Origin of the sequence: uncultured Nisaea sp. (genome assembly GCF_963974195.1) — a bacterium.
Lineage (GTDB): Bacteria > Pseudomonadota > Alphaproteobacteria > Thalassobaculales > Thalassobaculaceae > Nisaea.
Map to the genome: position 1 here is coordinate 18,002 of NZ_CAXBDC010000037.1, position 20,848 is coordinate 38,849.

At 61.3% G+C, this 20,848-nt stretch carries 20 protein-coding genes; 15 read left to right on the plus strand and 5 right to left on the minus strand.

The window, feature by feature from the left end; all coding sequences use genetic code 11:
• Positions 1 to 13: 13 nt before the first annotated feature.
• Entirely contained in the window at positions 14 to 514 is a 501-nt protein-coding gene (locus AAC126_RS10140) for a PAS domain-containing protein (protein ID WP_339852910.1), read from the minus strand.
• A gap of 221 nt (positions 515 to 735) precedes the next feature.
• Between AAC126_RS10140 and AAC126_RS10145 the strand changes: the two genes are divergently transcribed.
• Both AAC126_RS10145 and AAC126_RS10150 read left to right on the plus strand, forming a co-directional pair.
• Positions 736 to 1,665, plus strand: coding sequence for a LysR substrate-binding domain-containing protein (locus tag AAC126_RS10145; protein WP_339852912.1), 930 nt, complete (start codon positions 736 to 738; stop codon positions 1,663 to 1,665).
• A 123-nt stretch (positions 1,666 to 1,788) separates the two neighbouring features.
• Complete coding sequence (locus AAC126_RS10150; RefSeq protein WP_339852914.1) at positions 1,789 to 2,655, plus strand: CmcJ/NvfI family oxidoreductase; 867 nt, start codon at positions 1,789 to 1,791, stop codon at positions 2,653 to 2,655.
• A gap of 16 nt (positions 2,656 to 2,671) precedes the next feature.
• On the opposite strand, the gene AAC126_RS10155 is transcribed toward AAC126_RS10150, so the two are convergent.
• Positions 2,672 to 3,901 carry an amidohydrolase family protein gene (locus AAC126_RS10155; protein WP_339852917.1) on the minus strand — a complete coding sequence of 410 codons (1,230 nt, stop codon included), beginning with the start codon at positions 3,899 to 3,901 and terminating at the stop codon, positions 2,672 to 2,674.
• 228 nt (positions 3,902 to 4,129) lie between these two features.
• Between AAC126_RS10155 and AAC126_RS10160 the strand changes: the two genes are divergently transcribed.
• The 3 genes from AAC126_RS10160 to AAC126_RS10170 all read left to right on the plus strand — a co-directional run bounded on the left by AAC126_RS10160 (position 4,130) and on the right by AAC126_RS10170 (position 8,740).
• Positions 4,130 to 4,588 (plus strand): FecR domain-containing protein, encoded by a 459-nt coding sequence (locus AAC126_RS10160; RefSeq protein WP_339852920.1) that lies wholly within the window; start codon positions 4,130 to 4,132, stop codon positions 4,586 to 4,588.
• 3 nt (positions 4,589 to 4,591) lie between these two features.
• Positions 4,592 to 5,647 (plus strand): OmpA family protein, encoded by a 1,056-nt coding sequence (locus tag AAC126_RS10165; protein WP_339852923.1) that lies wholly within the window; start codon positions 4,592 to 4,594, stop codon positions 5,645 to 5,647.
• Between the two features lie 192 nt (positions 5,648 to 5,839).
• Positions 5,840 to 8,740 (plus strand): CHASE2 domain-containing protein, encoded by a 2,901-nt coding sequence (locus tag AAC126_RS10170; protein ID WP_339852926.1) that lies wholly within the window; start codon positions 5,840 to 5,842, stop codon positions 8,738 to 8,740.
• A 19-nt stretch (positions 8,741 to 8,759) separates the two neighbouring features.
• Here the strand turns inward: AAC126_RS10170 and AAC126_RS10175 are convergent, their stop codons facing one another.
• Both AAC126_RS10175 and AAC126_RS10180 read right to left on the minus strand, forming a co-directional pair.
• Positions 8,760 to 9,434: a DUF1028 domain-containing protein gene (locus tag AAC126_RS10175; RefSeq protein WP_339852927.1), complete on the minus strand. Its 675-nt coding sequence runs from the start codon at positions 9,432 to 9,434 to the stop codon at positions 8,760 to 8,762.
• The gene (locus tag AAC126_RS10180; RefSeq protein WP_339852930.1) at positions 9,431 to 10,366 is read right to left on the minus strand and encodes an N-carbamoyl-D-amino-acid hydrolase; all 936 of its coding nucleotides are present in this window, start codon (positions 10,364 to 10,366) and stop codon (positions 9,431 to 9,433) included. Before AAC126_RS10180 ends, AAC126_RS10175 begins: the two co-directional genes overlap by 4 nt.
• Positions 10,367 to 10,467: 101 nt before the next feature.
• Between AAC126_RS10180 and AAC126_RS10185 the strand changes: the two genes are divergently transcribed.
• The 10 genes from AAC126_RS10185 (at position 10,468) to AAC126_RS10230 (ending at position 20,034) form a co-directional block, all read left to right on the plus strand.
• Positions 10,468 to 11,388 carry a LysR family transcriptional regulator gene (locus AAC126_RS10185; protein ID WP_339852932.1) on the plus strand — a complete coding sequence of 307 codons (921 nt, stop codon included), beginning with the start codon at positions 10,468 to 10,470 and terminating at the stop codon, positions 11,386 to 11,388.
• Between the two features lie 116 nt (positions 11,389 to 11,504).
• On the plus strand, positions 11,505 to 12,578 hold the full coding sequence (locus AAC126_RS10190; RefSeq protein ID WP_339852935.1) for an ABC transporter ATP-binding protein: 1,074 nt from the start codon (positions 11,505 to 11,507) through the stop codon (positions 12,576 to 12,578).
• A gap of 49 nt (positions 12,579 to 12,627) precedes the next feature.
• Positions 12,628 to 13,587 carry an extracellular solute-binding protein gene (locus AAC126_RS10195; protein WP_339852937.1) on the plus strand — a complete coding sequence of 320 codons (960 nt, stop codon included), beginning with the start codon at positions 12,628 to 12,630 and terminating at the stop codon, positions 13,585 to 13,587.
• A 48-nt stretch (positions 13,588 to 13,635) separates the two neighbouring features.
• Positions 13,636 to 13,770 carry a hypothetical protein gene (locus AAC126_RS10200; protein WP_339852940.1) on the plus strand — a complete coding sequence of 45 codons (135 nt, stop codon included), beginning with the start codon at positions 13,636 to 13,638 and terminating at the stop codon, positions 13,768 to 13,770.
• Positions 13,771 to 13,850: 80 nt separating this feature from the next.
• Positions 13,851 to 14,693, plus strand: a complete 843-nt coding sequence (locus AAC126_RS10205; protein ID WP_339852943.1) for an ABC transporter permease — start codon at positions 13,851 to 13,853, stop codon at positions 14,691 to 14,693.
• Positions 14,693 to 15,472: an ABC transporter permease gene (locus AAC126_RS10210; RefSeq protein ID WP_339852945.1), complete on the plus strand. Its 780-nt coding sequence runs from the start codon at positions 14,693 to 14,695 to the stop codon at positions 15,470 to 15,472. The genes AAC126_RS10205 and AAC126_RS10210 overlap by 1 nt, the downstream gene beginning before the upstream one ends.
• 1 nt (position 15,473) lies before the next feature.
• Complete coding sequence (locus AAC126_RS10215) at positions 15,474 to 16,844, plus strand: amidohydrolase family protein (RefSeq protein WP_339852948.1); 1,371 nt, start codon at positions 15,474 to 15,476, stop codon at positions 16,842 to 16,844.
• Between the two features lie 38 nt (positions 16,845 to 16,882).
• Complete coding sequence (locus AAC126_RS10220) at positions 16,883 to 17,644, plus strand: DUF1028 domain-containing protein (protein WP_339852951.1); 762 nt, start codon at positions 16,883 to 16,885, stop codon at positions 17,642 to 17,644.
• A 5-nt stretch (positions 17,645 to 17,649) separates the two neighbouring features.
• Positions 17,650 to 18,942 carry an FAD-dependent oxidoreductase gene (locus tag AAC126_RS10225; protein WP_339852953.1) on the plus strand — a complete coding sequence of 431 codons (1,293 nt, stop codon included), beginning with the start codon at positions 17,650 to 17,652 and terminating at the stop codon, positions 18,940 to 18,942.
• Between the two features lie 195 nt (positions 18,943 to 19,137).
• Positions 19,138 to 20,034, plus strand: coding sequence for an NAD(P)-binding domain-containing protein (locus tag AAC126_RS10230; protein WP_339852955.1), 897 nt, complete (start codon positions 19,138 to 19,140; stop codon positions 20,032 to 20,034).
• Between the two features lie 70 nt (positions 20,035 to 20,104).
• Here the strand turns inward: AAC126_RS10230 and AAC126_RS10235 are convergent, their stop codons facing one another.
• Positions 20,105 to 20,722, minus strand: coding sequence for an FMN-dependent NADH-azoreductase (locus AAC126_RS10235; protein ID WP_339852957.1), 618 nt, complete (start codon positions 20,720 to 20,722; stop codon positions 20,105 to 20,107).
• Positions 20,723 to 20,848 lie beyond the last annotated feature (126 nt).

Sequence of the window (20,848 nt, forward strand, 5' to 3'; positions counted from 1 at the left end):
GACCGTTTCCAGGTCAGTCCTCCGCCGCGCCGAAGACCATTGCTCCGACAAAGTGGTTTACGTTCACTGCATCGTCCGAAAGCGGAAGAATGACACTCTCGTAAGAGAGAAATTCCTTTTGCCGCCATTCCACGAAGCCATGAACCCTGATCGGCCGCCGCTCGTCCCGAACCGAACGATACAGCTCAAGGCCGGGCTTGCCGAATACGTCACCAACGGTTCTGCCGGTATTATCGATACCGACGTGATCGGTAATCTTCGTGCCAATCAGGCTATAGCGAAAATCATCCGCCCCTTTTTCCGGAACAACCAGAAAAAGGTTCCCCAGAAAGCGTTTCATTTCCACCGGGTCAAAATCGCTCCGCGCTGGCAGGCCTTCTGGTCCAGCCTTGCCGCGCCAATAGGAGAGAAACGCGCGCAAGAGCGGACTTTCAAGCTTAAGTCCGGTATCCCAGATTCCCCGAAATTCTTCGCTCATAGCCTGATGTTCTATCCAAGCTTCACCCAGTTTCAAACATGGCCACCTATTGATGGCGGAGATTCCATACAATCTAGAATACCGTGTGAATCTCCTGTCCGCTGAAAATTGTTTCCCTGAATTTCACCGCTGTCCAAGAATAAAATTTACTTAAAAAACCCGCCTAAAAATCAAATTCGCGCAATCGGCCCCTCTTCAGGCCGTCTCGCCTCAAGGAAAGCCTCGGCATCACGCGTGACTTGAGGTAATTTTCACAAATGGCCGCGCATGATACCCGCCTTCCCCCCTTTCGCTCGCTGCTCGCATTCCGGGCCGCGGCGTCACATAACCGGCTTGTGGATGCCGCCGCCGCACTTGGCGTCACGGAATCGGCAATCAGTCACCAGATCCGGCAACTGGAAACCCTGCTGCGGGCACAATTGTTCGACCGCTCGAGCCGGCGCCTTGTCCTGACGGAAACCGGGGCCCGGTATCTCGCCCGGATAGATCCCGCGCTCCGGGAGCTCGAAGCTGCGACCGAAGCTGTTCTGCCGTCCGACGGCCGGGCCATTGTCCGGCTGACATTACCAACCTCGATGGCCGCGACATGGCTGCTTCCCCGCCTCGGGGCATTCGAAGCCACGAACCCCGATCTCGACATACAGCTGGTGCCGACAACACGGGTCATCGACCTTGAACGCGACCAGGTGGACATTGCCATCAGATATGGTCGCGGAAACTGGCAGAATGTCGATAAAACCTTCCTCTTCGACGATCACGCCACCCCCGTCGCCGCGCCGGGATACGTGCCGGATGGCGCGGGGAACATCGAAGACGTGCTGAAGCGATCGCGCTTGATCGTCATCCGCAGCATTCCCGACGAATGGCAGGAATGGGCCAAGGCACGCGGCCTTGCCCCACCGGATCTGAGAGGCGCGCTGGAACTCGACGCGATAGAGCAGGGATTGCAGGTCGCCGAAGCCGGGCATGGCATCACCATCGGGCGCTCCCCCTATATCGAGGAACGCCTCGCCAGGGGCACTCTGGTTACACCTTTCGGCGCAACAGCCTCTTCCGGAGCCGCCTTCTATCTTTGCCTGCCGGCAAACATCCCTCCTCCCGCACGCACATTGCGGGTGAAGCGCTGGCTGCAGGAACAGGCAAAGACGAGCCATCCAGCCCCCATGTCCACGCCCGACGCATCCTGACTTCACTCTCTTGAATTTTTCTCAAGTCATCTTGAATTCTTCTCTTTTGTGTCCTGCGCCTTTCAGGCCTATCTGAATTGCCATCACAACGGGCCGCATGCGGCGGCCAAGAGGAGACGAATGATGGCGAATGTTGTTCAGGACCACATCAGTAAACCAGCTTCGGAAAATGCCGTGAATGTCGTGGCCCCGCTGACATTCATCGTGCCGCAGGCGGAGAAGCCAGCCCTTTATCACACGGCATACACGGGCGGCGCGCCGGACTTCCGGTTCGCAGTCGAGGAGCATGAGGTACTGGTTGCAGATCTGCGGCCGCATGCCGACGCGTTCACCCTCGACAAGGAAGGCTTCGCATTCAGAACCGCCCCCACGGACGTCGCCGATCTGTACGACGACAATGCGGTTGAAACGGCCTATTACGATGAAATCCGCAGCCTGCTCACACGGGAATACGGTGCCAGTCATGTTGCCGTTTTCGACGCCACCCGCCGTTCGGATAGCGGGAACGGTGCCAGCAACAAGGACGGCAATCGTGGCCCGGCATCGCGCATCCATGTCGATTACACGGCAAAGAGCGGCCCGCAACGCGCCCGCGATGTACTGGGCGCCGAGGAATTCGATCGTCTGCTGAAGTCCGGCGCACGCATCGTCCAGGTAAATGTCTGGCGGCCGATCCGGGGACCTGTGCAGCGCTCCCCCCTCGCCCTTGCCGATGCGACCAGCGTCGAAGCGGCGGACATGATAGCGACCGATCAGGTCTTCCCCGACCGGGTCGGGGAGATTTACCACCTGTCCCATAACAAGGATCAGCGCTGGTATTATGTGCCGGAGATGACCCGGGACGAGGCCCTGCTGATCAAGGGCTGGGACAGTCTTGAGGACGGCCGCGCGCAATTCACGCCGCACAGTGCCTTCCCCCTGCCGACCCAGACCGACGATACACCAGCGAGGGAAAGCATCGAGGTCCGCACCTTCGTGGTGATCGAATAAGCGTAATCGAACAAGATCAGGCGTGTGGCGCGTGCAGCTCCGGCAGGGCACGCGTTACGGTCTGCTTGCCCCCCTTGAACACAAACATCGGCTGGGCCAGTTCAGCCACCACCATGGCCGGGTCCGTGCCGTCGACCACGACGAGATCGGCGGTCTTGCCGACCTCAATGCCGTAATCCTTCAGGTTCATCAGTGCGGCGGACCGGGTCGAGATCATGTTCAGACACTCCGCCAGAAGATCCATCTGCCCGATCTGCGCGATGTTGGCATAGAGATTGGCCATCCGGATCAGCGAGCAATCGCCATAGGGCGTGAACGGGTTCAGCACATTGTTTGTGGAGAGCGAGCAATTCACCCCGTGGCCGAGCATCCGGTGCAGCGGCGTGACCCCGCGCGGGACAGAGTGATCGTGATCCCGGTGCATGAGAAACAAATCCGTCGATGGCAGGACCGTCACCGCAACGCCCGCCCCGGCAAGCCGCCGGGCCAGCGCGTCGAAACTCTCCGGCGGCATGGCGGCAAATTTCGTGATGTGGCCGATGGCAACCCTGCCGCCCCAGCCATATTCATCAGCCTTGCGCGCGACATACTCCGCATCGAGTTCCGTCGGGTCGGCGGCAAGATCGAGATGCATGTCGATATCGACATCGAAGTCGCGCGCCAGCTCGAAGACCCGGTCAATCTGCCCGTGCGGATCGCTGTCTGTGTAAGGCGCTGCCCCGATACATCCGGCACCGTCCTTCAGGGCCGCGACCATCAGCTCTTCGGTTCCCGGATTGTTCAGTAATCCTTCCTGCGGAAAAACGCATATCTCAACGTCGATCGCCCAAGCAAAGGCGGCAATCGCCTGTTTCACACCCTCCAGCCCACGCAGGCCGATAACCGGATCGACTTCCACATGGGTCCGCATCCGGGTGGTGCCATTGACCACGCATTTACGGAGCGTCCGCTGCGCCCTTTCGGATACGTCCTCTTCGGTGAAACCCGATTTCAGCCGGGCGACTTCGCTGATGGCCTCCGCCAGATCGCCTTTTTCGGAGGAGCAGCGGTGCAGGATGCAGGATTTGTCGAGATGCATGTGGGTCTCGACGAACCCCGGCAGCAGCAGACGCCCTTCAAGATCGAGCGTGCGGGCGCCATCCGGCAACTCGCCGCCAATCGCAGCCACTTTTCCGCCATGCACGCCAACATCGAGCAGGTGACCGGGTTCCGCCGCGAGACGAACGTTGCGAAGCGTGAGTTCCACGAATTGAGTCTCCCCTCAGAGCCGAAAAATGCCCTTAGGCATTATGCTGTAATCCCGCCCCCGCTTGCGATGCTCTTGTCAGAAAGCAAGCACATGCTCAAAGCCCTTATTCGCTGTATAACAAACCCACAGTTTTTCCCAAGGCGCGCTTGACGGCACTCGGCCTTCATCCGCACAATCCAGTGGTTATTCCTATACAAAAATCAGAACTATGGTCTGGGGGGCCGAATGACGCGATTTTTGACAGGTTTTTTCGTATTTTTCCTGTTGATGAGCACGGCTTCCGCCCAGGAGACCGGCCCGGCTATCGGCACAATCAAAGTTGCCAGCGGCGACGCCTCGGTACAACGCGGAACGACGGTAACACCCGCCAGCGAAGGGTTGGACGTCCAGCGTGAAGATACCTTGCTGACAGGCCCCAGCGGCGCACTCGGCGTCACCCTGAATGACGGCACATTGATTTCCCTCGGCCCGAATTCCCGTTTCGAGCTCGCGGAGTTCGAGTTCGCTCCGCAGCGCAACAGTTTCAGCTTTTTCGGGAAAATTCTGGAAGGCACAATGGTCTATCAGTCCGGCCGTATCGGCCATATCGCACCCGAGAAAACCCGTATAGAGACACCGCTGTCCGTTATCGCCGTTCGCGGAACCCGCTTCGCGGTCCGCGTTCCGGCCGGCGCGGGGGAATAGAACATGACCGTGCAGACTCTTATTTCAAAACATAGCGCCCCGATCAAGTCCGGCTTTGCCGCATTGCTGCTGGCCACCTCCGTCAGCGCCTGCGCCATCGGCCCGTATGACACGGATGAGCTGGCGGGCATGGCGCCCCCTGATTCCCAATTCCTGCAAAGCCTCAGCGGAGAATATGTGGCACTCGGCGATCTTGAACGCGCCGAATATGACTGGCCCGATACAGCCCGGTTCTATGACCGGGCGATCCGGGCCGGCAAAGGCGAGTTGATCGAGCCCGAGATGATGGACCAGCGCGATCTGGACCCGGCGGGCCAGCAAGAACTCAAACAGGCTCGTGACCGGCTGATCGCCCTGTTCTCCGCAGGCGCACGCTCGGTTGCCGGGTCAAGCAGTGCCCGCGCCCAGGGTGGTTTCGACTGCTGGATGCAGGAACTCGAAGAAGGTCATCAGCCGGACGACATCGCACGGTGCCGGGAGATGTTCCTCGCCGCCCTCTCCGATGTGGAAGCCAGCGTCAAAGGCGCTCTGGTTGTCCTGCTGCCGGAAGAAGACGGAAAGCTCGGCGTCATCCGGGTTGAGAACCAGCAGGGCTCCGTCACGCTCGACACATCCCGGGCCAGTGCCCTTGTCGCCCGGGCGGATGCTTCCCCCCAGGCCACCGGTACTTTCGCGCCGGATGATGTCCGCGTGGTTTTCGGCGCCGCAATTGCCGCTGGCCCAACCCCGCCGGTGACTTTCATGCTCCATTTCGAGCAGGGGACCAATGTTCTCACCCCCGAATCCCGGGTTCTGCTCGACACGGTGCTGGAGGCCATCCGTCAGCGGAAGTTACCGCAGGTAGAGGTTTCCGGACATACAGACCGCTCCGGCTCGGCGAACTTCAATGACCAGCTCGCCCTGGATCGCGCCAGTATCGTCGCGCAGGAGGTCCTGGATCTCGGCGTGCCGGAAGATGTGCTGACGGTGGAATCCTACGGCGAGCGGGCGCCCATCGTCCCCACGGCTGACGGCGTGTCCGAGCCCCGCAACCGGCGCGTTGAAATCGTCATTCGATAGGGGAACCGGGACAGGACTATTCCAGCAAAGCCCCAACGAAAACGCGGCAACCACTTCACCCCTGCTATTCTGGTTCACGCGCGCCTTGCTTGGCGCTAGGGTCCGGGCGGGAATCTGACGGATCAACAACAGAGAGTACGCACAGAGGCAACCGCAATACCGGTCGTCAATGGCGCCCTCCATGAGGCATGAATGGAAGGCAGCAGACGCAGCACCGCAGGCTTCCCGAAGCCTGAAGAACAAAGCGAGTTTCCCTGGCTTGACGGCCCGGAAGACGGGCAGCTGCGCCGACTTCTCCGCCAAAGCCGGCTGATCGCCAGCGGATTGCTCGTCCTGCTGATCCTGATGCGCGTACTGGACGTCACTCCAGTCCAGATCCTGCGCTTATCCGATTTCGATCTGTTGCTTCAACTGGACAGCGCTCACACCGAGCCCTCCCCTGTCATCGTTGTTGACGTCGATGATGAAAGCCTCGCCCATCTCGGCCAATGGCCCTGGCCGCGCAGATATTTTGTAGAGCTTATGGACCGGCTGCGCGAGGCCGGGGCGGCGATGGTCGTCTTCAATATCCTGTTCTCAGAGCCTGACCGCATGTCGCCGGAAGCCCTGGCAGTCACGCTTCCCGGACTGGAGCCGGACCTTCGCCGCAGTCTGTCGGATCTTGGCAGTTACGACAGTGCGCTTGCAGCCGTCATGCAGACCATCCCGACCGTCACCGCCTCGGCAGCCCAAACACCGGGACGCTCCACCGCAGCGGTGCATTCCCGCCCGGGACGCTTTGCTGTCCGAGGCAATCCGGAAACCATGGCCCTTCCAGGCATCGATGCCGTGATGGAAAGCGTGGCTCCTATCGGGCCGGCGAGTGTCGGCGAGGGAATTGTCAATCTGCTGCCCGAACCCGACGGTGCGGCCCGGCGCGTTCCCGGCGCCTTCGCCGTCGGCGACACAATCGTTCCGGGCCTGGCCCTTGAAACCGCACGGATCGCGCTCGGTCAGAGCAGCATGTTGCTGGAGATCCCGTCTCCATTGGGGGTATCGGGAATATCGATTGGGCCATTGTTCGTACCCACGGATCATATGGGCCGGATCTGGATCGACACCGCCTCCCCCGAACGGGTCAGCACACTTTCAGCCTATGAGATCCTGCAGAATAGCGCACCGAACGAGGAACTTGCCGGGCGGATCGTCGTCATCGGAACATCAGCCTCCGGCATCGGCGAGAAAGTCCGCACCGGCATGGGCAACACCATGTCGGGACTGCATCTTCAGGCCCTCGCCATCGACACCCTTGTCACCGGCCGGACACCGTTGCGTGACCGGAGCTTCACCGCGGCGGAAGTCGCCACGGCACTCGCCCTCGGGCTTCTTCTGATCTGGCTGCTGCCTCGCATTTCCCTGACCTGGAAACCACCAATAGCGCTTGCCCTTGTTGTGCTCCTGATCACGGCTTCGGTTATCGCCTATGGCACCGGCGGAGCCCTGATCGATGCCAGCTTCCCCGGCATTACCGTGCTTCTGCTGACCGGGAATTTCGCGCTGGCCGATTTTCGCGGCGAGATTATCCGGCGCCGGCGCAACGAAACCGCGCTGAAGCAGCATGACGCCTACTTTCGGGAAGTCGTCGATGCCAGTTTCGATGCCATTGTAACGATCGACGAAAACGCCAGGATCCGGACGGCAAACCGGGCCGCCGGCCATATATTCGGTCTCCCCGCGCCAGAACTCGTCGGACAACCCATCGCCGGGCGCCTGTCCGGGGACTGGGCCCGGGGGCTTGCGGCGGCACCGGCGGACGTGCTCCGGCAAACAGCGGCCGCCCCCACCACGATTGAGGCGGAAATCCTGGATCACGAGACGTCCTCCGTCACTCGTCCGACGGAGATCACGCTGGCTGAATCCATTGCCGGCCGGGACCGCGTTTTTGTTCTGGTGCTGCGGGATATCAGTGACCGCAAGGCCGCCGAAGAGTCCGCCAGACGGTCCTCGCAGCGCCTGCGCGAAGGCATTGATGCCATCTCCGACGGCTTTGTTCTCTACTCACCCGACCGTAAACTGATCCTGTGCAACGATCATTTTCGCAAGATGCTCGGCGATGCCGGGGATGCCGCCGTCCAGGGCGTGGGCTATGCGGACTTGCTGAAGCACTACCTCATGTGCCGAGGCCAGACCCTTGAAGGAAGCCCGAAAGCGAAAGCCTGGTTCGATGATCGTCAGCGCCATTTCGCCGCCGCCCTCGAACCCTATGAGCTGAGAACGGATGACGGCCAGTGGTTCAGGATAGACAAACGCCCGACGGCCGAAGGCGGCATGGTTTGCGTCTATTCGAACATCACGGAGCTCAAGCATCGGGAAATCGAACTTCAGGCAGCAAAGGAGCAGGCCGAGCTGGCCAGCCTCGCCAAGTCCGAATTCCTCGCCAATATGAGCCACGAATTGCGCACACCTCTCAATGCGATCATCGGCTTTTCCGATATGATGCGCGGCGAGCCGTTCGGCCCGCTCGGGAACCCGCGCTATGTCGAATATGCCAATGATATTTCGGACAGTGGCTCGCGGCTTCTCAGGATGATCGAGCAGATCCTCGAATTCGCCCGCCTGGAAAAACTGCAGTCCCGGATCGAGAATGCCGAGACCAGCCTGACCGACACAATCCATGCGGCCGTTACAGATCTGACACCGACGGCGCAGGAACACGAAACAACCATCAAGCTCGAGCTGTCCGACACACTGCCCACTCTTCGGGCCGATCCGCAGATGCTCTATCAGATCGTTCAGAACCTGCTGACAAACGCCGTGAAATACTCAGCGTCCGGATCGGAAATCACAATCCGGAGCTGGCTCGATGATGAGCGGCAGGTCGTGTTCTTGGTCCGGGATCATGGCATCGGCATTCCGCAGGAACTGCTCGCGAGCATCACCCAGCCTTTCTGGCAACGCCCCGGAGCGATGACCAGTTCACGCGAGGGGGTCGGCCTCGGCCTCGCCATCGTCAAGGCGCATGTGGAGGCACACGAGGCACGCATGGATGTGGACAGCGCGCCGGGCAAGGGCACGACGGTGACGATCACCTTCCCCGCATCGCGCACCGCGTGAGCCTGTAACGAGCCTCCGGTTAAGCCGGGCGGCCTTCGACTTCGGCCGACGACGGCGCCGCATCCGGATCAATCGCCCGGAGCCGGTAGGCCGCGGCCTTCGGAGCCCAGTCCAGCCAAAGCGTTCGAAGGTCCTTCAACGGATCGGTCGAGAAATCGACGCGGATATCCGCATCCATCAAACCTTCGCTGCCAAGAACCTTGAGCGCGGCCGACTGCAGCGGTTCACGCTCGCTCCCCGCCGCCTCTCCGGCCAGCATTCCCGCCTGCAAACGCTCTTCAAGCGAACCCGTGGCCTCTTCGAAACCCCGGACCATTTCCGGCAGGACATCGGCTGAGCCGAGAAAATTGCCGAGCGCCAGGCTGTTCGCACCCTCAAGCCCGCCGCAATGATCGAGACAGGATGCTCCGGTATGATACAGCGGCGCGCCTTTCGCGGTCAGTATGCCGAGCTGGCGCCAGTGTCCGGACGTTGCCGCCTCGCGCATGGCCTTGAGTGTCTCGGCCGCATCCTTGGTCCGCTGCCAGGCCGCGATACCGACTGCGTGCAGCCGCGGATCCGTACGGGCCTGGGAAAATACGACGCACCCTTCGGCGATGGCACCGACACGGGCACCGACGCAGACGGACGAGGTGGCGACGGCGAAACCGATACGGCCGGTTTCCGTGCAGCGTCCTGCGAGTGAAAAGGTCATTCCGTCACCTCAATCCCTGTTTGCGCGGTAATCGGTCCATAATGCTCGATCCGGCGATGCCGCGCGAAATCGAAGACGGACCGGCGGATATAGGCTCCCAGATCAAGGTCGCAATTATAAGCAATGACCTCGTCATCCTCGGAAACGGCGCGGGCCACGACCTCGCCGGTCGGCGCCATGATGGCGGAGCCGCCGATCATCGCGAAGCCGTCCTCGGAGCCGCATTTCGCCGCCGCCATGACCCAGGCACCGTTCTGATAGGCCGCCGCTTCAAGGCTGAGCCGGTTATGGAATTCCCGCAGATGGGCCGGTTCCGGATGATGGATGTTCCGCGTCGGCGTGTTGTAGCCGAGCATGAAGACCTCTGCCCCGCGCAACGCCATCACCCGGAACGTTTCCGGCCAGCGCCGGTCATTGCAGATGCACATGCCGAAACGGCCGGACGGGGTCTTGAATGCCGGGAAACCGAGATCGCCGACTTCGAAATAGCGCTTTTCCAGATGCTCGAACTCAAGATCCCCGATCGGGTCCTTCGTTCCGGGCAGGTGGATCTTGCGATATTTGCCGAGGATGGTGCCATCCGGGCCGACCAGTACCGAGGTATTGAAACGCCGGGTCTGACCGCCCTCTTCGACCTTTTCCGCATAACCGAGATAAAAGCCGATGCCGAATGATCTGGCTTCTTCGAACAGCGGCAGCATCGCCGGAGAGGGCAGCCCCTCTTCGAAGAAGACATCGTATTCTTCCGGGCTGTCGTAGATATAACGCGGGAAGAACGTGGTCAGGGCCAGTTCCGGAAAGGTCACCCACCGGGCACCGTGTGAATGGGCTTCGCGCAGCATTTCGATAAGGCGCGCAACCACTTGTGCCTTCGTATCCTGAAGGTGAACCGGACCCATCTGGGCAACGGCGAATACTTCTTTCCGGCTCATGTAAGCCCTCCTTTTCATCTCCGACACATGAAGTGCTAGACGAGCCAAGTATCACCGTGAAATAAATTTAGGACCCCGATAAATAAGGTGAGATTATTGAGATGATCAATCCACGCCAGCTAGAAGTGCTCTGCGCCGTCATCGAAGTAGGCACCACGGCGCGGGCGGCGGACCTGTTGAATGTCAGCCAGCCGGCAGTCAGCAACATGATTCGCCATACCGAGGATCTGGTCGGGTTTCCGCTGTTCGTTCGGGAACGGGGCCGTCTGGTACCAACCCGCGAAGCCCAGCATATCGCGCAGGAAGCGCAATATCTTTTCATGCAGCAGAAACGGGTTGAAAACATCATCAACGAGCTGCGCGGCGGCACGGTCGGCAGGCTGCATCTGGTTGTAACCCCGTCCATCGGCCATGGCATATTGCCCCGTGTGATCGCCGAGTTCGTCAAGAACAAGCCGAAACTGAAACTCTCCATCGAACTTGGCAGCATCGACGAGATCATCGAGAAGCTGGTCAGCGGGCGGGCGGATCTCGCTCTCTCGATCACCCAGCCACGTCACTCCATGCTTTCCGTCCGCCCTGTTGCCGAAGGACGGATGATGTGCGTCTGCCCCACGGACCATGAAATGGCCTTGTCGGAACGGGTGAACGTCACCGACCTGAACCATGTGAAGCATATTTCCTATGCCGCCGGCACACCGCTCGGTCAGATCATCGATACGGTTTTCTCCAGGCAGGGACTGGAACGGCGCTATTTTTGCGAGGTGCGGCATACAGCAACCGCCCTGGAAATGGCGATCTCCGGTCTGGGGGTCGCTCTTGTCGACAGCTTCGCCCTGATTGGCCGGGACCTGACCACTCTCGCGGCCCGGCCGACACATCCGGTATTGCCTCTCAGCATTCACTGCATTTCCTGCAACCTGTTCCCCACCTCGAATCTGGCGCTCCAGTTCCAGGGGTTCTTCAGCGACTTTCTGAAAAACCACGACATTCCAGCAGCCAAACCATTACCTATAATCTGACGTTATAAAATCTGAGCAAATTATTATTTTCAGGTTTTAGACTCACATGGTCTGCTCAGTCCCGATCCTGGCCGAACCGCTCCCGGCCACCCATATAGACGGGACGCCTGCACTCTATGAGCAATCCGATTCTTTCCATCCGAAACTCGGTCAAACGCTACGGCCCGGTCCATGCCTTGGATCATGTCGATCTGGACGTCGCGGAGGGTGAGTTTCTGACCCTGCTGGGCCCGTCGGGCTCGGGAAAGACGACGCTCCTGACCGCGATTGCCGGTTTCACGGACCTGACCGAGGGCAATGTTTCCCTGCGCGGCCGCGACATCACGAAAGAGCCGCCGGAACATCGCGATTTCGGCATGGTTTTCCAGGGCTACGCCCTGTTCCCGACCATGACCGTGCGGCAGAATGTCGGCTTTCCGCTGAAAGTCCGCAAACGCCCGGCGAGCGAGATCAACGAGCGGGTCGACGAGTGCCTCGAGCTGGTACAGATGGGCGCCTACGCGGACCGCATGCCGAGCCAGCTTTCCGGCGGCCAGCAACAGCGTATCGCCCTCGCCCGCGCGCTTTCCTTCAAACCCCAGGTCCTGCTGCTGGACGAGCCGCTTTCCGCGCTCGACAAGAAGCTGCGTGCGGACCTGCAGTGGGAACTGAAGGCCCTGCATGACCAGCTCGGCGTCACCTTCATCTACGTGACGCACGATCAGGACGAAGCCCTGTCCATGTCCGACCGGATCGTCATCCTGAAGGACGGCAAGATCCAGCAGGCCGGCGTCCCGGACATGCTTTACAACAAGCCGCGCACGCGTTTTGTCGCGGACTTCCTTGGCAAATCGAACTTCCTCAACGTGAAGATCAAGGGCCGCCAAGGCGACCATATCGAATGCGTTGCCGGTGACGAAGCCTTCCCCGTGGACGCAACCGGCCATGCCGGAACGGTTAAGGACAGCGCCGAGATCGCGCTCCGTCCCGAGCGGATCCGGCTGGCTGAACCCGGCAAGGAACTCCTGACCGGCACGGTCAAGCAGGTGAGCTATCTCGGCGAACGCTGCCAGGTGCTCCTGACACATTCGGTTCTGGGTCAGATCCTGGTTTCCTGCCCGACCTGGAAATCCGGCATCGACCCCACTCCAGGCCTCCAACTCAGCTTCGGCTGGGATACGGATGCCTGCGTCATTCTCGAGGCCGAATAAAAGAGCCTCGCAATAGCAAGAAACAGGGTTTCATCACATGGAGAAAGACATGACCGAGATCACCGAAACAACCGACATTGAAGCCAAGGCCGATATCGTCGATATCGCCGTCGAGCGGTACAAACAGGGCCTGCTGACCCGCCGTGGCTTCATTGCCGCAATGGGCGCGCTGGGCATCCTGCCGGCACTCAGCGGCAAGACCATGGCCGCGACGAAGGAAATCATCGTCGTGAACTGGGGGGGCAAACCCAAGGAAATCCTCCAGGAAGTCATGTGCGATACCTACACCAAGGAAACCGGTATCAAGGTTACCGTTGACGGCTCCGGCCCCTCCGCCGGCAAGATCCGCGCGATGGTCGAAAGCGGCGCGGTGGTCTGGGATCTCTGCGACAGCGGCGCCGGCTCGGCGCTGATCCTGGAACAGCAGGGCGTGACCCAGCCGATCGACTACAACATCGTCGACAAGTCCAAGGTTCTCGAAGGCGGCGTCTACAACAACGGCGTTGCCAACTACGTCTATTCCTATGTTCTCGCCTCGAACCCGAAACTGCTCGGCGGCAACACCCCGCAGAGCTGGGAAGATGTCTGGAACGTCAAGGACTTCCCGGGCATGCGGACCTTCCGCAAGTCGGTCCGCGGCATGCTGGAAAGCGCCACGATGTCCATGGGCGTCGCTCCGAAGGACGTTTATGACGTTCTCGGCACCGATGACGGCATCAAGGCCTCCATCGACCGTTTCCGTCAGCTCCGCGAGCACGTCATTGTCTGGGGTTCGGGCAGCGACAGTCAGAACCTGTTCCTGCAGGAAGAGGTCTCCATCGGTAACATCTGGTCGACCCGCGCTCACCTGCTGAAAGACCAGATGGAAGAAGGCAGCTTCACCGTCACCTTCAACGGCGGCGTCGTCGCTCCTGGCATCTGGGTCGTCCCGAAGAACAACCCGGCCGGTACGGAAGAAGTGATGAAGTTCATCGCCCACGCCCAGAACCCGGAACTGCAGGCCCAGTGACTTCAGCTCGTCGGTTGCGGTCCGGCAAACCCGGCGGCAGCGGCTCTGGTGCCGGATGATTTCCAGAAATGGAACCCGTCCAGCCCGGCAAATCTGGCCACCCAGATCATGTACAACGACACCTGGTACGCGAAGAACCAGATCTCGGCCGAAGAACTCTACGTGGACGCGCTTATCAACTAAGCCCGTCCGAGCGGGCGGGGCGGTTCCTCCCTCCAGGAGCCGCCCCGTTCCTTTATGCCCCTTCCCCGACCGGAGCCGACATGCCGCGTCTGAACGACCAGACCCGCTATTGGATGCTAGTGCTGCCCGCGCTGGCCATCATGGTAATCTTCTACATCCTGCCCGTACTGGGCATCTGGGAGATTTCCTTCACCGAACCGGCGACCGGTTTTGGCAACTACGTCAAGATGACGGAGTCGAACGCGGTCAAGACCAGCTTCATCCTGACCTTCCGCGTGGCCGCCATCACCACCGTCGGCTGCCTGCTGCTCGGCTATATCGTCGCCTATGCGATCTCGAATTTCGTCACCCGGCTAACGCCGCTCATGCTCGCACTGGTGCTTTTGCCGTTCTGGGTTTCCGTGCTGATCCGCTCTTTCAGCTGGATCATCCTGCTTGGCCGGTCCGGCCTGGTGAACGATACCCTGCGCGATATCGGCCTGATCACCAGCCCATTGCGCCTGATGCATAATGAACTTGGCGTTCTGATCGCCATGATCCACGTCATGCTGCCCTTCGCGGTGCTGCCGATGCTGGCCAACATGCGCGGTATTTCCCGTTCCTATACGGATGCGGCCCGCGGCCTCGGCGCCAGCGAATGGACGGCCTTCCGCGCGGTCTATTTCCCGCAGACGCTGCCCGGTGTGTTCTCCGGCGCGCTGCTGGTCTTCGTGCTCTCGCTCGGCTTCTTCGTCACCCCGGCGCTGCTCGGCGGCGGCCGCGTGCTGATGATCTCCGAATACATCACCTATCAGATCCAGGAATTCCTGGCCTGGGGCCTCGGCTCGGCGCTCTCCGTCGCGCTGCTGGTCGCGACGGCGCTTGTGCTGCTCATCGCGGCGCGCTTCGTGAACCTGAAATCCGCCCTGCTGGAGCGCAACTGATGAAGACCTCGCCGTTCCGCATCTTCTTCAATACCGGCGCCTGGGCCGTCCTTGCGTTCCTGCTGTTGCCGCTGCTCGTGGTGATTCCGATCTCGTTGACCGACACCAGCTATATCGGTCTGCCGAAAGAGCATCTGTCGTTGCAGCATTACGAGAACTATTTCAGCTCCGCCGAATGGCTCGGCGCGACCTGGACCAGTATCTGGATCGGTGTCGCCGTCGCCCTTGCCGCCACCGTGCTCGGCACGGCTTTCTCCATCGGCTGCTGGCTGATTTCCAGCCGGGCTTCGACCATTGCCCGCTGGGTGCTGATCGTGCCGATCCTGGTACCGCCCGTGGTTCAGTCCCTCGGTTTCTACCGGTTCTGGGTAAAGCTCGACCTGATCGACACCTATTTCGGCGTCATTCTGGCCCACACCCTGCTGGCACTGCCCTATGTCTCGATCTCGGTCTTCACCGCGTTGGCCAATCTTGACCGCCGCATCACCCAGGCTGCACGCAGCCTCGGCGCCTCGGTCTGGCAGACGGTGGTCTCCGTCATCGTTCCGGCGATCCGCCCCGGCATGCTGACCGGCGGCATCTTCGCCTTCATCGTCAGCTTCGATGAAATCGTCGGCGTGCTGTTTCTCACCGTCCGTAACGTGAACACCCTGCCGAAGCAGATCTGGGAAGGCATTCAGGAGAGTATCGATCCGACCATCGCGGCGGTCGCCACCTTCCTCGTTGTCCTCTCCCTGATTGCCACCGTCGCCGTTTCCCTGCGCAAGAAGACCGCATGACATGACCCGATTGCTGCTGCGTGACGCGCGCTATGTCCATCATGGCGCAGATGGAAAGCCCGAAATCCGCCGGGGCCATATCGCCACCGACGGCAGCCGGATCGCCGCCATAACCGAGAGTCTGAACGGCACCGACTTCGCGGATTTCGAACCCGTCGACATGAGCGACCGGCTGGTCACCCCCGGCCTGATCAATGCCCACACCCACGCGGTGTTGCTGGTGCTGCGGGGGACGGTCGAGGATATCGAGGGTAATCTCGTCTATCAATACATGGTTCCGGCCTCCTATCTGCTTGAGCCGCAAGAACGCGCGGCCATCGCCCGCCTTGCCTGCGCCGAGGCAATCCGTTCCGGCACCACGACCATGGTCGACCCGCTGCGCCACGTGGCCGACTACGCACCCGCCATGATCGATACCGGCATGCGGCTCTGGCTTGCGGAAAGCTGCGCCGATGCGGTGACAACCGAAGTCGGCAGCGGCACCTACCGGTTCGACCGGGACTTCGGCGAGACGTTCCTCACCCGCACCCGCGCTCTGATCGAACGCTTCCACGGCACCGAGGATGATCGCGTCCGGGTGATGATCTCCGCACACGCCCCGGACAATTGCAGTCCCTGGATGCTGGCGGAACTGAAGAAGCTCGCCGGACAGCACGGTCTGCGCCGCACGGTGCATCTCAGCCAGATCATCAGCGAGAAAAAACAGGTCGAGAGCCTGCATGGCTGCACCTCGACGGAATATCTCCAACGCAATGATTTCCTCGGCGACGATCTGCTGGCCGTGCACTGGACCTTCTGCACCGAACAGGATGTCCAGATACTGGCAGAGACCGGCACGCATTTCGCCCACTGCCCCGCCTCGATGTCCGCCAAGGGGCCGCACAGCCTGCCGATCAAGGCGATCCTCGAATCTGGCGTGAATATCGCCCTCGGCACCGACAACATGACCGAGGACATGTTCCATGCCATGAAGCTCGGCCTGACCGTGCATCGCGGCGCCTATGGCCGCTCGGTGACGCCGACGCCGAACGATGTCTTCAATTACGCCACCGTGAATGCCGCCCGCGCGCTGGACCATCCGGGCATCGGTCACATCGCGCCCGGTATGAAGGCCGACCTGGCAATGATCGACCTGATGACCCCCGCCATGACACCTCGGCTTTCCGCGATCTCCAATCTGGTGCATTACGGACACCCGGGCCTTGTCACCGATACCATGGTCGACGGCCGGTTCCTGATGCGGGACCGGGAGCTGCTGACCATCGACGAGAAAGCCGCCGTAATGGAAGCGCAGGCCGCGACCGAGGCGATGTGGGAAAAATTCGAAGCAGAGGACAGGGGCGTGCCGCTTCCGGCAACCGACCCCGTCTGAGAAAATAATCCCGCCCGACGGGAGCCAAGGGGGACTACATGACCTTTTCGATTATCGGACGCTGCGAGCGCACGGGATGCTATGGCGCGGCCATCACCACATCCGATCTCGCCGTCGGATCCCGCTGCGTGCGCCTGTCCCACGGACGTGGCGCCATGCTGTCCCAGCACCGCACCGACAGCCGCCTCGGCGATCTCGGCATCTCCCTGCTGGCCAAGGGCACCGCGGCGGATGCCGTGGTCTCGGAGGTCTGCGCCTCCACCGCCGATATCGAATGGCGCCAGATCGGCGCGCTCGATGCCGACGGAAGGGCTGCCGCCTATCACGGCCGCCGGATGTATTCGATCTACTCCCACACGGTTGGCCGGAACTGCCTCGCACTCGGCAATATCCTCGCCAATCCGCAAGTCCCCCAGAAGATGGCGGACGCGTTCACCCGGGATCCCTCCCTGCCGCTTGCCGAGAGGCTGATGAAAGCTCTGGAAGCCGGGCGCGACAGCGGCGGCGAGATCCTCGGCCCGCTCCGCTCGGCGGCCCTGCGCGTCACCGGAGAGCACGGCATCGATACCTACGATCTCCGGATCGACGTCTCCCACACCGATGCCGTTGCCGATCTGCGGGCCTTGTACGAAGCCTATCAGGGACGCGAGGACACCATCCGCCGTGTTGCGCTGGAGCCGGAAACCATGCCCATCATGCGCAATCTTTTCGAGGCAAGCATCGAACGGATCGCGGAACTTGGGCTTGAGGACCGCTTCCCCACCGCCAGGCACAAGGACAGCTGGACCGTTAAGGACTAGAGACCATGGCAAGCAACAGTATCTACTGGAACGCAAGCGCCGACCCGGCCCGGACCACAGCCGAAAGCGCGCTGCCGGAGCGGGTTGACGTCGCCATCGTCGGCGCCGGATATACCGGGCTTGCCTCGGCCATCCATCTCGCACGGGCGGGACGCTCCGTCGCCGTTTTCGACGCGGAGGAGATCGGCCATGGCTGCTCGTCCCGCAATGGCGGCATGGTCGGCCCCAGCTTTCATCAGCTTGGCATTGCCGGACTGACCTCCGAGTATGGCGAGAAGAAAGCCCACGCGATCATGCAGGAAGGCATGAACGCGCTCGATTATTTCGAACGCTTCGTCGCGGAAGAAAAGCTCGAGTGCGACCTGCAGATGACCGGCCGTTTCCGTGGCGCCCGCAGCGTTGCCGCCTATGATGCGACAGCACGGGAATGCGAGCGGCTGAACAAGGCCGTTGGCCTGCCCTTCGAGATGGTAGCCAAGGAAAACCAGCGGGCCGAGATCGGCACGGATTTCTTCGATGGCGGGGTGGTCTATCACCGCGATGGCGGCATCCATCCGCGCAAGCTGGCCAACGCCCTGGCCGAGAAAGCCATCGAAGCCGGCGCCATGCTGTTTCCCTCGACCCCCGTCCGGGGCATGCGCCGCAACGGCACCGAAACGGAAATTTTCTGCAGCGGTAAAGTGGTCACGGCACGAGACGTTCTGGTCGCGACCAACGGTTATGCCGACCGCCGCTCAAACGCGATGCATCAGCGTGTTGTACAGATCCGCACCGGTGCCATTGCCACTGAGGAAATCCCGGCGGAGCTGATGGCCGAGCTGACACCGAAAAGCCGCATGTTCGGGGAGTCCGCCCGGATCTTCATGTGGTTCCGGCCCACTCCCGATGGAAAGCGCTTCATCTTCGGCGGCCGCATGGGAGAGCCGGGCTGCACGCCAGAGCAACGCGCCGCCGCTATCCAGGCCGCGTCCCTCCGGATTTTTCCGCAGCTTGAAGGCATCGGGACCGCCCATGTCTGGTACGGCGACGTTGCCTACACTCCCGACCATTCCCCGCATCTCGGCTTCGAGGATGGAGTCTGGCTTGCCGGCGGATATTGCGGCTCCGGTGTCACCCGCAGCCTCTATTTCGCGATGAAGCTGTCCCGCCGGATCCTCGGCGAGAAAGGCGCGGAGACCGCCTTCGACGATCTGCCCTTCAAGAAAGTCCCCTTCAAACCGTTCTCCCGGAAGGTGGCGGACCTGCTGTCCCGCTGGTGGGCATGGCGGGACGAACGGGATCTGATAAATCGCGCCTGAGCATTAATCTCTCTGGTCGTGACGCCTGGGAATAAAGCCCTGCACTTTCCCGCCGGTGACCGCCCGCCCCGTGGCGTGGTAATTCTTCTTCCATCGATAGCGGCGGAACTCTCCGGCGCACTCAATCACGTGCATGAAGACCGGCAAGGCTGATCAGCCGCACGGTCTCGGCATCTTCTGGGAGGAAGAAACCAAATGAATGTCGGTTTTATCGGACTTGGCCGCATGGGACGCCCGATGGCGTCCAACCTTTGCCGCAAGGGCTTCCGGCTTGTCGTCAACGACATCAATCAGGATGCGGTAAAGGAACTGGAACTGTTGCAGGCGTCGAGCGCGGCGACCGTTGCCGAAGTCGCCAGCAAGTCCGACGTGATCGTGACCATGCTGCCGGACTCGCCCGTTGTCCGCGAGGTTGTCGCCGGACCGGACGGAATCATCGCGAATGCCCCTAAAGGCGCTCTCATCCTCGACATGAGCACGGTCGATCCGGAAACGACGGACGAGCTCGCCGCTATGGCAAAAGCGAAAGGCCTGAGCTTTGTCGACGCACCGGTCGGCCGTCTTGCCCAGCATGCGGATAGGGGTGAATCCCTCTTCATGGTCGGTGCCGAGCCGGAAGATTTCGAGCGCGTGAAGCCGATGCTCGAAGCCATGGGAACCACCGTCTATCACTGCGGCGGAGTGGGCACCGGAACCCGCACGAAGCTCGTGAACAACTTCCTTGCCGTCGCTTCCTGCCAGTTCAACGCCGAGGCGCTGGCCCTGTCGCAGGGCTTCGGGCTCGATCTCGAACGGACTCTGGACGTGATCTACGGCACGACAGCGGTGAACGGTCAGCTCAAGGTGAACTGGCCGGACAAGGTACTGAAAGGCGATACCGCGCCGGGCTTCACCATCGATCTGGCTCATAAGGATCTGTCACTGATCATCCAGGCCGCGAACGCCGCCAAGGTGCCGATGCCGATGGCCGCCGCCGCGCGGGAAATGTTCACCGCCGCCCGCGCCCGGGGCTTCGGCAAGCAGGATTTCTCCGCCATGGCGGACGCGCATTGCGATCTCGCGAACATCGAAAAACCGCGCCTGAAAAAATAGGCGTATCTGAACAACAGATAAACAAAAGCCGCCGCCGGATCACTCCGGCGGCGGCTTCGTATCAAATGGATCAGGCAGCGGCCGCGAACGCTCCATCCAGTGCCTTGCGGGCACCGGTGAGGGATTCCTCCCGGGCCTCGTCACCAAAGGCGAGCTTCTCGGCCCGGACGAAGGTCACGTCGGAAATGCCGATGAAGCCGAGCATGCCGCGCAGGTGTGGTTCCTGCGCATCCATCACCTGGGCCGGACCCTCGCTATAGAGACCGCCCCGGGTCTCGACGACGATCGCACGCTTGCCGTTCAGCAGACCTTCCGGGCCGTTCTCGGTATAGCGGAACGTCACGCCGGCCTGCAGCACATGGTCGAACCATGTCTTCAGGGTCGAGGTAATGCCGAAATTATACATCGGCGCGCCGATCAGTACGGTGTCGGCCGCCTGCAATTCACCAACGAGTTCGGCTGCCAGCTTTTTCGCGGCCACCTGCTCGTCATTCGTCGCCTCGGCGCCGCGAATGATGCCGACTGTGTTTTCGTTAAGGTGCGGCAGCGGGGAGCCACCGACATCGCGGCGGATAATCGTCGCGCCCGGTTGTTGCGCCTGAAGTTTCGCAACCGCTTCGTCGATAAGCAGTCCGGAAGTGGAAGCATCGCCGAGGGCGCTGCTGGTGAGAACGAGAATGGTCGGCATGATCTGTGTCCAATGTCTGCTGGTCAGGGCGTTTGCATTAAGGTAGTGGTCCAGAAGACGGATCGGAATGGGCGCAAAATGCGCCACCCTGTTGCTCTGAGAGGAACACCTGATGATCGAGATCGA

Bases quoted from the DNA above. Each gene is read 5' to 3' on its own strand.
- AAC126_RS10145 (WP_339852912.1), top strand. From the start codon at position 736: ATGGCCGCGCATGATACCCGCCTTCCCCCCTTTCGCTCGCTGCTCGCA.
- AAC126_RS10150 (WP_339852914.1), top strand. From the start codon at position 1,789: ATGGCGAATGTTGTTCAGGACCACATCAGTAAACCAGCTTCGGAAAAT.
- AAC126_RS10160 (WP_339852920.1), top strand. From the start codon at position 4,130: ATGACGCGATTTTTGACAGGTTTTTTCGTATTTTTCCTGTTGATGAGC.
- AAC126_RS10165 (WP_339852923.1), top strand. From the start codon at position 4,592: ATGACCGTGCAGACTCTTATTTCAAAACATAGCGCCCCGATCAAGTCC.
- AAC126_RS10170 (WP_339852926.1), top strand. From the start codon at position 5,840: ATGGAAGGCAGCAGACGCAGCACCGCAGGCTTCCCGAAGCCTGAAGAA.
- AAC126_RS10175 (WP_339852927.1), bottom strand. From the start codon at position 9,434: ATGACCTTTTCACTCGCAGGACGCTGCACGGAAACCGGCCGTATCGGT.
- AAC126_RS10180 (WP_339852930.1), bottom strand. From the start codon at position 10,366: ATGAGCCGGAAAGAAGTATTCGCCGTTGCCCAGATGGGTCCGGTTCAC.
- AAC126_RS10185 (WP_339852932.1), top strand. From the start codon at position 10,468: ATGATCAATCCACGCCAGCTAGAAGTGCTCTGCGCCGTCATCGAAGTA.
- AAC126_RS10190 (WP_339852935.1), top strand. From the start codon at position 11,505: ATGAGCAATCCGATTCTTTCCATCCGAAACTCGGTCAAACGCTACGGC.
- AAC126_RS10195 (WP_339852937.1), top strand. From the start codon at position 12,628: ATGACCGAGATCACCGAAACAACCGACATTGAAGCCAAGGCCGATATC.
- AAC126_RS10205 (WP_339852943.1), top strand. From the start codon at position 13,851: ATGCCGCGTCTGAACGACCAGACCCGCTATTGGATGCTAGTGCTGCCC.
- AAC126_RS10210 (WP_339852945.1), top strand. From the start codon at position 14,693: ATGAAGACCTCGCCGTTCCGCATCTTCTTCAATACCGGCGCCTGGGCC.
- AAC126_RS10215 (WP_339852948.1), top strand. From the start codon at position 15,474: ATGACCCGATTGCTGCTGCGTGACGCGCGCTATGTCCATCATGGCGCA.
- AAC126_RS10220 (WP_339852951.1), top strand. From the start codon at position 16,883: ATGACCTTTTCGATTATCGGACGCTGCGAGCGCACGGGATGCTATGGC.
- AAC126_RS10225 (WP_339852953.1), top strand. From the start codon at position 17,650: ATGGCAAGCAACAGTATCTACTGGAACGCAAGCGCCGACCCGGCCCGG.
- AAC126_RS10230 (WP_339852955.1), top strand. From the start codon at position 19,138: ATGAATGTCGGTTTTATCGGACTTGGCCGCATGGGACGCCCGATGGCG.
- AAC126_RS10235 (WP_339852957.1), bottom strand. From the start codon at position 20,722: ATGCCGACCATTCTCGTTCTCACCAGCAGCGCCCTCGGCGATGCTTCC.